The following is a 12,121-nucleotide window of genomic DNA, read 5'->3' as shown; positions in this document are numbered from 1 at the left end:
CTTAGTATCTCCACGGGAAAAGTCGGGCGGTTACGCTGAACATGAAGCGGACGTCGCCGCGTTGTATAGCGAGGTCCGGGCGTTCGAGCGGGACCGCGACAAATGCGTCAGCCTGGATCTTGGAGCCCCAAGCGGCGCGCACGCCGCCGCCAGCTGACCAGAGCCGATCGGGATTGAGCGGCCTGCGGCTGGGATCTTCATTCCAGGCATAGGCTACGTCAGTGAAGACGTAGGGCTGGTAAGCGACCTCCTCCGGGCCAGCAGGCGCGAGCGTGCCGTAGCTGACCTCAAACGAAGCCGCGACGCCGCTGTCGCCAAGTACGGCGCCCGGATCATAGCCGCGACCAATCGAGAAACTGCCTGCTGCGAACTCTTCGAATGCTGGAAGCGGATCGTCGGAATGCTGTGCAAACGTCTCGAGCGAGAAGGTCACCATCGGGTCAGGACGAAACTCCAGCGCCCCGTCATACCGGAACAGCAGGGGCTCGGGGTCAGCCTCGATCCTGCTTGGCGGGATCGAGCCCCCAGTGGTGCAAGCGAGCGGGTTTGCCCTGCAATCGGGGCTCGTCTCGAAAACGTCGAGGCCCTTGCGCACTTCAAAGCCCCAGCGATACCGCCAGCGAGGCTCAAACGGCGAGTAGCCATCGATCCGCTGCACGCTGCGCTCATCAGTCCGTTCACCTGAAATCCTGGCGAACAGTGTACGCACGCGGTCGGTCGACAGGGCAAAATCGTTTACATCAACTTCCTGATTGACGAGATCAAACCCGCCCGCAGCAAAGATGCTCGACCGCCGTGAACGCTGGAGTGGATAGGTCGCGAAGATGCCGGCGAGGAAAGTCTCGGAATCAACATCGAAGTTCGGCAGGCCGACATCAGGATCGGTCACACTGTAGGTGAGATTGACCCCAAGCCGCAGACCTTCTCCGCCCACGGCAAAATCGTGGCCGAACTGGTATGTTTGCTGCTCGGTGAATTCTAGCGTTGAATAGGCGGCAATCGACGTTCGGTCACCGAGCCCGGTGATGTCATAAACCTCGCCGCGAACGAGGCCACCAAAGCGCCCGATGGCCTTCGAGCCGAAATTCTGGACGTTTAGATCGATGACCCCGCGCTGGCGCACGACAGCGATTTCACCCAACAAGTCTCCAGGCGCCCCACCCGCAGCAGGACGCAGCGAGAGTCGCACCGCAACGCCGGGAAGGTCGTCAGCGAGCAGAAGATATCGCTCCGCCTCCTGCGTATTGAAGACAGGCTGGTCAGTGAGTTTTTCGAGATATGCAGCGACAAGCCCTTCGGAAGGTCCCGCATCGCCGCGGACGCGAACGCCTGTCAGCCTACCGAACACCACTCCGAAATCGGCGACACCATCGCTGAGGTTCTGCTCCGGAATCTCGACGGTAGCGAGGTAACCCTGCGAGCGAAGGATTGAGTTGGCCTGCGCGCGGATATCGCACAAAACCGCAAGCGGAAGTTCACGGCCGAGATAGCCGTCATAGGCATCTTGGAGCGAGAGGCCGGGAACTTTCTCGAGACCGGAAAACTGAACGCCTGAAAGCGTTAGCGTAATCTCGGAATATTCCTCGCGATCGAGCACACAGGGTGAGCGCTCTAGATCGCCGTCGATCGTCAGCGTGACACTGCGATCTTCACGGCGAAGCTCTGGCGGGGTCAGTTGGTTTCTTGCCGGAGGGGTCGTGACCGGTGGCAATTGCGCGCCGGGCGTCGCCTGAGCCGATGCGGCTTCGAAAGGAACTAGCGCCGTTGCGGCGATTGCGAAAGCCGGAACCGAGCCGGCGATCGCGCCGCGCCTCAGCCCGCATTTCACAGCGGCATTGCTACGTTCTGAACCAGCATCCGATGAAAATCGGACGCAATTCGACAATTGATCAAGTGTTGACAAACGTGCCCCCATCTTTGTCCCCATTCAGCGCTCGAAAGCGCCTCGAAGCAGATATTGCGCTTCGACAAGCTCGCGAAATAGGCCTGAAACGACTTTTGTCTTTGATCAGGCATCGCAGTTGGGCGACCCGTTTGTTCCCTTAGTGATACCGCGTTCCGTCCTGAAAACAAGGGTATGACAAGTGATAGGTGGGGGCAGATGCGAAGTTGTCGCGTTTTCACAAGGATAAGCGGACACAAGCGCTGGTGCGCCGCGGCGTGCGCCTTTCGAAGCGCACGGAATAGCCCTGCAATAGGAGAAAATTTACTTTCTGCTGATTGGGTGGCGAGGCCCCCCAATCCAGGTCGCAAAACAAGGCAGAAAAATCGTGCAGAACATCGCCGCAATATCGCCAGTCCTAGGTGCGTATGATGCAAGCCACACGCGCAGGCGTGCGGCATTTGGCAATCCGGTTAAGCCACGCTATGCAACTCGTATGACAGGCGCTGAACTCGACTGGAAAACCGAAGAACGCGGTAGTGCGCTAATTATCGCGCCTTCAGGACGGGTCGACGAATCGACCGCGGACAACTTCAAAACCAACCTGATTGAACATGTGAAGGCAGCGCCAGCCAACGCGATTATCGACCTTGCAGGTATCCACTATATGTCGTCACGCGGCCTTCGCGCTTTGACCCTTGCACAGCGTGCTGGTCAGGAAACCGACACGACAATCGTGCTTGCCAGACCAAACGAAACCATGCGAGAAATCCTTGCGATAAGTCGCTACGACATGGTTTTCCGAGTTGCTGACACGATCGAGGACGCAATCGGACACTAAAATGCATAAGGGGGGGAATTTATGCATATCCGGTTTTGGGGGACGCGCGGGTCGCTGCCGGTTGCTCCTCACGCCTCCACGATAACTGACAAGGTCGCCGACGCACTCCTCAAAGCAAATGGCAAGAGCTTCGCGGACAAGGAAGCCGCGATTGAATTCGCTCGCGACGAGCTCGAATTTGCGGTTGGCCAAAGCTATGGCGGTGCGACTAGCTGCGTGGAAGTTGATGCCGGCAACGGTGCCTTCGTGGTTTGCGACATGGGTTCAGGACTGCGAGAATTCGGCCTCGATACCTTGCGGCGACTATCCGACGGCAACCGCCCGAAAGAATGGCATTTCTTTTTGTCACACCTTCACTGGGACCACATCATGGGGTTCCCTTTCTTCGTCCCTGCCTTTGTCGATGGGGCGAAGGTCATTATCCATGCTGGCCATGCCGACGCCGAAGAGGCACTGCGTCGTCAACAGGAAGAGATCTCTTTCCCGGTACCCTTCGACTGGCTGAAGGCGGACATCGAGTTTCGCACGCTTGAGACCGGACGCGAATACCAGATCGGCGAGCTGACCGTGGCAATGATCCGGCAGGAACATTCGCATGCAAGCTATGGCTATCGCTTCAAGAGCGCAGATGGGCGTGTTGCGATCTATTCCACCGATGCCGAGTACAAGATCGACAAGATGGAAGACGAATCCGCCATGGCCGACTTCATGGCCGATGCGGACCTCGTCATCGCCGATACGATGTACTCGCTCGCCGACAGTGTCTCCATGAAAGAGGACTGGGGCCATTCCTCGAACATCGTAGCGGTCGATCTTTGCCACGAAGCGCGCGCGAAAAGACTGGCGCTCTTCCATCATGAGCCGACATACAGTGATGCTGACATTCAGCGCATGCATTCCGAGACCATTCGCTACGAAGAACTGACCCGCAACGACACCGAACTCGAAGTTCTGTGCTCTTACGACGGACTCTGTGTCGAACTCTAAATCCGGTAATCCGCAAAGCAGCGCCCGCCGCCTAGCGGTAGTGGCGGTGATGATAGGCGCGCTCATCGGTTCGCTTATCACATGGATCGGGCAGGATTTTGAACGCCGGCTTGTGTTCGACGCCTGGCAAAGGGCGGATGCGCGCGAACTGATGGACGATCAAGTTGTCGTTGTAATGATCGATGACAATTCGATTGCCGCTTACGGTCAATGGCCGTGGACACGTTTCAACGTTGCCAAGCTCCTGTTCAAAATGACCCAAGCGCAGCCTTCTGCTGTTGGGATCGACATCTACTTCTTGAAAGAGGACCCCAATAGGCCAGACGCTTTTGTCGAGAATTACCTCGATACTGAAATCGACCCATCGCTCAAAAGCCAAATCACGTCTCTGCCAAATTTCGACGATTTTTTGAGTGACATTATCGCGTCACCTCAATCGCCAAGCGTCCTTGCGCGCGTAGCCGAACCGGAAGGTTCGCCACTGGGTGTTCCGGCGCAAGAAATGACGTTCAACACAAGCGCGGTTGAAGGCGAACCGCCGCCGGGCACCCTGTCCCGGCCAGAAGTTCTCGCAAGCATCAGCAAGTTTGATACGTCCGCGTTTTCTCAAGCATTCGTCAACGGTCCGCCTGACGACGACGGCATTCTGCGCCGGGTGCCATTGGCGGTCAGGGCTGGAGGCAACGTCGGAAACGGCTTTGCGGTCGAACTCGCTCGGATCAAGGCGGGCGGTGAACCAGTGCGGTGGGACGGTCGAACACTTGAAATGGGAAATCGAGAGATCCCGTCCGATGAGACCGGCAGCCTGTTGTTCAAGATGTCTCCTTACGACGAGGAATACGAGTCTAGGGTCATCCCCGCAGTCCAGATCATGAATTCTGAAGAGCCGGACGAAAGGCTGCGCGGAAAGGTCGTCATATTGGGTCTCGCGGCAACCGGCACATACGACATCGTGGCCACCCCTCATGGTTCAGAAATTCCAGGACCCGTCGTTCAGGCTCAGGCCGTCGACGCGATATTGAAGGGCGAATGGCTGGCCTACCCATCATCCTCGAAAGCACTTGAGGTGGCTGTTGCGATTGGATTGGTCGCGCTGCTTCTCGGTGCCAGCCTGACGTTCAACAATTGGCTTCTCGCTCCGGCGGCTGCAATCGGCCTAGCCTTGCCTGTCGGATCCTATCTTGCCTACGCGCAGGCAAACCTGCTTTTCGATCCCGCGCGGCCGCTCATTGTGGCCATCTTTGCGGCTTTGGGCCTGCTCCTCGCCCGCTACGCCATCGCGCTTCAGGAACTGGTCGCTCAAAGGATCAGAGAGGCCGAACAGAAGAAGGAAAACGAGAATGCCCGCGACCTGCAATTACGCATGGTTCCCAGCCCGGAAAGGCTCGCAGACCTCGGAAGACGGACAGAGATCGGCGCGAAACTAAGGCCCGCAAAATCGGTCGGCGGCGACTTCTATGACGCTTTCGAATTGGAGGACGATCGCCTTCTTTTTCTTGTCGGTGATGTCAGCGGCAAGGGCTTGGGCGCGGCATTGTTCATGGCCTTTTCCAAGACCGCGGCGAAGAGCAAGTTTCTCTCGCACGGCGCTCGACTGGACGACGCAGTTATTGCTCTCAATGACGAGCTGTCGCACGAAGAAGACGATGCAATGGACCTTACCCTGCTTGCTGGTGTTATCGATTGCGCCAGCGGAAAGGTCGAAATGGTCAATGCCGGGCACGAAAATCCGTTACGTGTCTACGCAGTAGGCAAAGTCGAAATGGTCAACCTCAGAGGTGGGCCAAGGCTTCGAAGTTTTGACGGATTTCCGTATCAGATTGAAAGCGTGCAACTGGAGCAAGGCGATACCTTGGTCCTTATCAGTGATGGCGCTACCGATGCCGAGAACTTGCAAAAGGCACAGTTCGGTTTTGACGGCGTGATCAAGGCGCTCGAAGAAGAGCAAGGCGCGAGCGCGAGCTCACGGGTGCAATATCTAGCTGACAGGATCGCCCAGTTTGAAGGCGATGCCGATCCCGCCGATGACCTCACCATTTTCGCGCTTCGATATCTGGGCGAGTGACGCGATGATCACTCGCCTAGAAGCTTCAACGAACGGTCACTGAGACAACCCGAAACTCCGGATCATCTACACGTCGACCATTGTGTTTGCGCAAAGCTGCATACTGACCATTACCACGTGCGGAGATCTGAGCAGCAGTGATCGGAATTCCTGCCTGTTGCACCAAAGCCAAGACCTGATCTCTCACGCCGTTCGCGCGGTCTTGTGACAGATCCTGGTTCCTCTGCTCAAGAACATCGTCGGGTGTTTCGGGTAAACCCGCGGAATCGGTGAAGCCTTCGATAATCACGCGGAATTCGGGAAGGTCGTCTTCAGCTGGCGGTAGGTCAGGGTCCTCGCATTCAGCTGCTGATAGGCCGCGATAGTAAACGCAATAGCTCACCAGATAGGTTTGAAGAAACGTCTGAAGTTTTCCCAGCTCTCCTGAATCTAGGGCCTCAGTGTTTCGAGCAAAAGTGAACCTCTGCGCCGCAACGGGCAGTGGCAGTCCTGCCATGACATCCGAGTGGACGTCACTTCGAGCGCTCAATTGCCTAACGTTCGGAGGCCGATCACCGCGCAGTTGCGCCTGCTGGTTGGCCATGGTGATTGGTGTTGTTTCTCCATCTCCATGGATCACCACCACCGATCCCATTTCGCTGTTTGCGCTCCCCGGCGTTTCAGCCGGATCCAGCAGCGTTACACGTTCTTTGGAGGTTGCACATCCGGCAAGAACCAGCGCGCCCCCCAGCGCTAGTATAAGTCGCATCAGGCATCGACCTCTATGATGAAGTGGGTACCTGCTACTCCAAGGGTCGAAGAGCCTGCCCGAAAACGCATGTTTCCGGTCGACGAGAGCTGACCGGAATCAACCCCGACCTTGCCGCGCTCAACATTCATTTCAGAAGCGCCAGTGCGGCGGGCACGATCAAAACTGTATCGCGAGATAATCATACGACTGCCTGGAGCGACTGCGATACGAGTATCATCGATGAAGGTAATTCCGACGCGTCCGCTGCGGGTAGTTTCCACAATATCGCCTTCGAACAACTGAAGGCCCGATGTGGCTTGTATCCGGTCTCCAGCCCGAATGATGTTGACCCCTTCAGAGGTCACATTCTTGACGCGCCCGATCTCATTCGCAAACGCAGGTTGCGCTACCATGGCAAGCAGGGCAGCAACCAAGAGCCAAATTTTTTGCATATCTTCCCTCCATCGGAGTCTGTGTTAGCATACAATTATGGATCAAAGGAGACGCTTTTCTGCTTTTGTGGTCGCAGGTCACGATCCGCGTCCCTCGATCCTGAATGCGATTGAGTTTGCACGCGAGTTTATGAACCAGACCGGACTTTGTGAGCGTACATTGGTCAAGGTCTCGATCATCGTTGAAGAGCTTGTTTCCAACGCTCTTCGACATGGCGGTGGGGACTGCGATGTCTCCTTGTGGATGTCCCTTTCCCGATCTGGCGATGCGGTCGTGCTCGAGGTCGAAGATGACGGAGCTTCGTTCAATCTCGCCAAAGCGCCCGCATTCACTAGCCCTCACCCGCAGACTGGAGGCGGCATCGGCATTGCGATCGTCCGCGCCTGGGCGCAGGACATGGTCTACGCAAGGCGCGGCAACCACAATGTGCTCAGCCTCAAGATCGGTTGATCTGCGCGTTGCGGCTACTCGATCAGGACGAATGGTGCCCACACCGACGGCGAACTTCCCCCGGGCACATTAGCATCGTTGATCAGGCTCAATTGCGCCTGACGCAGAGCTTCGCTGCGCGACATTCCCGCTCGTGACGCGGTGAGTGTTTCGATACTCAGCCGCGAAGCCGCATCATCGCGCACCGGCCAGTGCGACAGCAGGAGAGACCGCGCTCCTGCAAGCTGAAACGCGCGAGCCAGCCCGCTGTACGTCGGCGAATGGCGTCCTTCTCCAGCCGCCGTGTTGCATGCCGACAAGATAACCCATTGCGCCGCAAGCCTGAGCTGCGCGATCTCGCTCGCGGTGAGCAATCCGTCATTCTCAGCAGAAGCGGTTCCTGGTTCAGGTGTCATCACGAGTGCTGGCTCCGAGAGGCCAGAAATCTGACCACTGACCAAGCCATGAGTGGCAAAGGCAAGAACCTCGTACTGTTCAAGTGAAGCGGAGCGGACGGCAGCTTCAGTCGCCGCATCACCTGTCATAATGAGCGGCTGACTATCCGGAAACGCGTCGCGCAAGGCTTCAAGCTCGGACATGGCGCCAGGCAGTGAAGGCAACGCGAGAATGCTGTTCACATCGACCACCGCGCCGCGCAGTCCGGAGCGGTCCGCTGGCGCCGCAGCAAGGGTCGGCGCGCCTATTCCGGCAAACGCCATTGCCGAAGACGTGTCATTCCTCTTGCGCAGACCAAGCCCCGGAGTGATCGCGATCGCGTATTCGCGGATGAGATATGCGGGCGCAGCGCTTTCTTCATGGGCACGGCTGACCAAAACCGAAGGTGGGATTGCGGCGAATGAACCGCCTGCGGGAAAGATGAGCTTCGCCTTTCCATCGAGTCCAGCAACGATCTCATCTGTGAATATGCGCCGATACAGTTCGTGAGCAGCATCGGCATCGAAGGTCATATCCCCGCCAAGCCCGGCGTCCAGAGATGCACGCAAGCGTTCGACGAGCTCGCGTGTCGAATAGAGCTCGCTGGTAGACTCGCCCCAGACAAACCCGTCGGACGTGATTGCAATCGTTACCACGCGATCGGAGAATACTAGCGGAACAAGATATGCCTCATCGTCGCTCAAGATCGCTTGCGCTTGCTGGATGGAAAGTGGCCGTGGCCTCAAGAATTCCGCGTAATCGGGATACCGCGTCTCAAGCGCCAGTTCTGCCGCTTTTCGTATGTCGCTTGCATCGGCAAGCGCGTTGGCTGAGCCTTCACCAGCGGCTAGGCTTTCACGCGCGGCGACCTCGGTCGCACGCGCTGTTCGAACGTTTTGCAAAGCCGCGGTGAAACCGTCCGGGTCGCCGGGATAGGTCAAGGCAACAGCGCTAGCCTGAAGATCGCTCATCACTGCAAGCTGCGCGCTACGCCAAGCGCGCTCAACGTCCGCACTTAGCAGTGCGACAAGCGTCGAATCCCGGAAGATCGTCTTGCCATCGGACGCAATCGCCGCACGCTCCTGATCTCGGCTGTAGATATCGAGCAGGGCGTCCTCGTTTGCGCCGAGTACCTCCCCCATGATGGCACCAGCATTCGCAATATGGCCTGCCCGGGCATGGATCAACGCGGCGGTGGACTGCCGGGTGCGGCGATCCGGATTGATGGCGTCCAGCTTTGTGTAAGTCTCGAGCGCGCGCTGCGACAAGGATATCGCCTCGTCGTGCTCACCGGCGACGCTCAACGCGTTGGCGAGGTCCAATCGAGTTCGGGCCACGGTCGTTTCATCATCCGAGGCTGCATTGTAGGTGTCCAAGGCCCGGCGATAATAGGATATCGCTTCTTCTCCGCGCGCATCTTCGAACAGAAGCCGAGCGATCAGAGACTGGTGATATCCCAGTTCGCGCTCGTCGGAGTAAGCTTGGTTGGCCTCAGCTGTAAGAGCCACCTCTACCGCCTGTTCGGTCCGCCCCACACGTGATAGCAGTATCGCGGTGTTCTGATATATGCCGAGGAGTTGCGGATCGCTTGGACCCCATTCCTTCACCCCGATATCGGCGATCTTGGAAAACAACTCGGCCGCCTCGCCAATTCGCCCCTTGTCGAGCGCCACGAGCGCATTGTTGAGAAACACGTAAAGCCAACCAAGGTGATCGTCGCGCGGAAGCAATTCCAGAGCGAGCGCCTCGGTTTGGCGGGTGGCGAGTTCCGCCGCTTCGAGGTCCTGGTTGCGAAGATAGGCAGCATATTGATAGGCGAAGTTCACCCGCGCGGGATCGCCAGGCGCCAGATCCTCGCGCGACAGGTCCAGTGCGCGCTTGTGCCATCGGATCGATTTCGCAAGATCGTCTTCAACGTTGAAGAAATAGCGAGCAAGGTGGTGCGCTGCGAAGGTCCGCGCATAGCATGGCGCGCAACTTTCCGTTTGGGCGAATTGCTCCAGTGTCTCGATGTACTGTGCAGCGAGAGCCTCGTCCTTGGTAAAGGCAACCAGGCCATGACCAATCGCAGCCATCCGGGCATCGGGATGAAGCGCCAGCGACTGGTTTGCCAGAAAAAGCTCGTAGGCTTCCTTGTACTTGGCCTTCCCGATCAGGCCCATGATGAGGTCGGACACCCGCTCGGCACGAAGCTGCATGCTCGCATTTTCGGGCATCGCATCAAATGCCGCTTGCGCCGCTGGCAAAGTGCGGTTTGCCTCACCGTAGACGTCGAAATATTGCGCGGCTGCCGGGCTGGCCAGCAGCAAGCTCGTCGCTGCGAAAAAACCCTTAGTCAAAAACGAGGAAATAGACGGCACGGCCCGTTCCTTCGTTCACGAGCTCAATCTCGTAGCGCTGGGTGTACATCGGGGTGAACCGGCAGGCTGGCTTGGTAACTCTTCCCGGGTCGCAGATGGCGCGAGCGCTTTGATCGCGCACTTTCATCCGCACCGGGCCCGATCCTTCGTGAGAGACCGCGAGAGTACTTGGCACGCCCGATTTGAAGGTCTGGGCGCTGCGCCAGACTTCTCCTGCGGCAAGCTCGCCGCGAACATAGGCCGGGCCGAGCAACCGCCCTCGATAAGGGACCGCTTCAGCGCCGGTTGCATCCGACCATGTGGCAAGTGCGTCGTCCTCAGCTTCCGCGTGCTTGGCGAGCCCGCTTGCTCGCAGCGATCCGACGAGTGAAGCAAGTTTTGCCTGTTCCCCGCTGGTGTAAGCGGCTTCGGCCTCAGCAAGAGAACGGGCGATTTTGGTGGCTCGTGGTTCGACGGAATCTGGTCCGTTTGCCTGGGCCGCAGCATTTCCTGACGCACGTTGAGCAGGAACGCAGGCTGCTGCCGCGAGAATCGCGAGGATTAACAATGATCTTGCCATGTCCGTTCTCCCAAATCCCCATGAATTGTTTACTGCTTACTCAAACTAACCTCTTGTATGGATACGACGCCAAAGAATGGCCTCAGCTAAGGCGGAAACTGGCTCCCTTGTCAGTGTCGTCGAGCGTCAGGCTTAGCCCATGCCGCTCGGCAATCGCCTGCGCGAGCGCCAATCCCAAGCCGCTTCCATGCGTCTCGTTCATGCTCGCTCTCCCCCGATAGAAACGCTCGAATATCCGCAAGCGGTCGGATGGCGCTATGCCCGGGCCGTCATCTCGAATGACCAGCTCTGGCCCTTGAAAGAGGATCACCTCGATGCGCCCACCGGCGGGCACATATTTCAACGCATTATCGAGCAGGTTGGTCACAAGACGACCAAGTTGGTGCTCCTCACCGTCGATCACCACGCCCGGCTCTACTTCGCAGACCAGCTCATGTCCTGTCTCTTCCGCACTGCCTGAATAGAGGTCGCAAATGCGCGAGATCAGCGCACTAAGGTCGACAGGTTCGAGGCCAGCTGCATCTCCGCGGCGCGTCTTGCTGAACGCAATGTCGAGAAGCGACTCCAGCGTTTGCACGAGCCGCTTGATCTCGGCCCGTGCTTCAACCAGCCGTTCACCAACCTTCGGCTCAGGCCCGGATTGCAGCGCCTTCAGGAGGCGGTTGTCGAGATGTGAGAGGGGTGTGCGCATCTCGTGTGCAAGCTGTTCCGAGGTTTCCTTGTATGCTTCCATAAGGTTTCGCTGACGCCGCAATGCCTTTGCAGAATGGCTCGCAAGCTCGTCGATCTCATCGCCTTCGATCCGCTGCTCCAATTCGCTTTCGGCTTCGGGGTCACGGAAGGCGGAGTTGATTTGGCCAATGCGTCGCTGGAGTTTGAGCGCGGCGAGCCTTCCAAGAAGTGCGACAAGCACCACGAAGAAGGTCCCGGCGAACGCGAAAGCGAGCGTGACATTGCGAAGCACGGCATCATTACCATCAATCCGCCGCGCCACGAGCAGCCGCAGATCGGGGCCAAGCTGAACCGCTCGCGCAAACGCCTCGGACTGTTCTCCGATCGCAATCACGCCAGCTTCAGAAACCCGAGCATCCAAACCCGGCCAGCTTGCAATATCGCCTGCGATGACGTTCCCCGCGTTGTCAGCGAGGAGATAATGCGGCGTGCTGCCCTCCGATGGCGTCAGCGCGATCCGGTCGGCGATCCGGCGTTCGAGCTCGCCCTGACCGCTCGTCGCATAGATGTCGACCAGCCCGGCAATATCGACATCGACCTCGCTTTCAGCGCCCTCGTTCAAGGTTGAGAGCACCGTCTGGTGTGTGATGAACCAAAGCGCCAGCACAAGCGCCAAAGAGAGACCTATCGCGGCCAGAACAAGGCGCG

The 12,121-nt window shown here is 58.2% G+C and carries 10 protein-coding genes; 4 read left to right on the top strand and 6 right to left on the bottom strand.

Translation table 11 applies throughout. From position 1 onward, the window contains the following. Position 1: 1 nt before the first annotated feature. Positions 2 to 1,903 carry a ShlB/FhaC/HecB family hemolysin secretion/activation protein gene (locus tag AC0V6T_RS03195; RefSeq protein ID WP_486124260.1) on the bottom strand — a complete coding sequence of 634 codons (1,902 nt, stop codon included), beginning with the start codon at positions 1,901 to 1,903 and terminating at the stop codon, positions 2 to 4. A gap of 475 nt (positions 1,904 to 2,378) precedes the next feature. Between AC0V6T_RS03195 and AC0V6T_RS03190 the strand changes: the two genes are divergently transcribed. From AC0V6T_RS03190 to AC0V6T_RS03180, 3 genes are read left to right on the top strand one after another with little or no spacing between them, the layout of a single operon-like run. After that, entirely contained in the window at positions 2,379 to 2,723 is a 345-nt protein-coding gene (locus AC0V6T_RS03190; protein ID WP_486124258.1) for an STAS domain-containing protein, read from the top strand. Between the two features lie 21 nt (positions 2,724 to 2,744). After that, a complete protein-coding gene (locus AC0V6T_RS03185) occupies positions 2,745 to 3,710 on the top strand; it encodes an MBL fold metallo-hydrolase (RefSeq protein ID WP_486124256.1) in 966 nt (321 codons plus the stop codon). Positions 3,711 to 3,759: 49 nt separating this feature from the next. Continuing rightward, entirely contained in the window at positions 3,760 to 5,775 is a 2,016-nt protein-coding gene (locus AC0V6T_RS03180) for a CHASE2 domain-containing protein (RefSeq protein ID WP_486124254.1), read from the top strand. Between the two features lie 25 nt (positions 5,776 to 5,800). On the opposite strand, the gene AC0V6T_RS03175 is transcribed toward AC0V6T_RS03180, so the two are convergent. Beyond that, on the bottom strand, positions 5,801 to 6,523 hold the full coding sequence (locus AC0V6T_RS03175; protein ID WP_486124252.1) for an OmpA family protein: 723 nt from the start codon (positions 6,521 to 6,523) through the stop codon (positions 5,801 to 5,803). Next, on the bottom strand, positions 6,523 to 6,957 hold the full coding sequence (locus AC0V6T_RS03170) for a FecR family protein (RefSeq protein ID WP_007164864.1): 435 nt from the start codon (positions 6,955 to 6,957) through the stop codon (positions 6,523 to 6,525). Before AC0V6T_RS03170 ends, AC0V6T_RS03175 begins: the two co-directional genes overlap by 1 nt. Before the next feature lie 37 nt (positions 6,958 to 6,994). Between AC0V6T_RS03170 and AC0V6T_RS03165 the strand changes: the two genes are divergently transcribed. Continuing rightward, positions 6,995 to 7,408: an ATP-binding protein gene (locus AC0V6T_RS03165; RefSeq protein WP_486124250.1), complete on the top strand. Its 414-nt coding sequence runs from the start codon at positions 6,995 to 6,997 to the stop codon at positions 7,406 to 7,408. 14 nt (positions 7,409 to 7,422) lie between these two features. Here AC0V6T_RS03165 and AC0V6T_RS03160 read toward each other — a convergent pair whose 3' ends face one another. From AC0V6T_RS03160 to AC0V6T_RS03150, 3 genes are all read right to left on the bottom strand, one after another. Then, a complete protein-coding gene (locus tag AC0V6T_RS03160; RefSeq protein ID WP_486124248.1) occupies positions 7,423 to 10,182 on the bottom strand; it encodes a CHAT domain-containing protein in 2,760 nt (919 codons plus the stop codon). Next, complete coding sequence (locus AC0V6T_RS03155) at positions 10,154 to 10,741, bottom strand: hypothetical protein (protein ID WP_486124246.1); 588 nt, start codon at positions 10,739 to 10,741, stop codon at positions 10,154 to 10,156. The genes AC0V6T_RS03160 and AC0V6T_RS03155 overlap by 29 nt, the downstream gene beginning before the upstream one ends. Positions 10,742 to 10,823: 82 nt before the next feature. After that, positions 10,824 to 12,080: a sensor histidine kinase gene (locus AC0V6T_RS03150; RefSeq protein ID WP_486128484.1), complete on the bottom strand. Its 1,257-nt coding sequence runs from the start codon at positions 12,078 to 12,080 to the stop codon at positions 10,824 to 10,826. Positions 12,081 to 12,121 lie beyond the last annotated feature (41 nt).

The organism is Erythrobacter sp. S158, from assembly GCF_057364915.1.
This window is presented reverse-complemented; position numbering and strand designations above follow the sequence as displayed.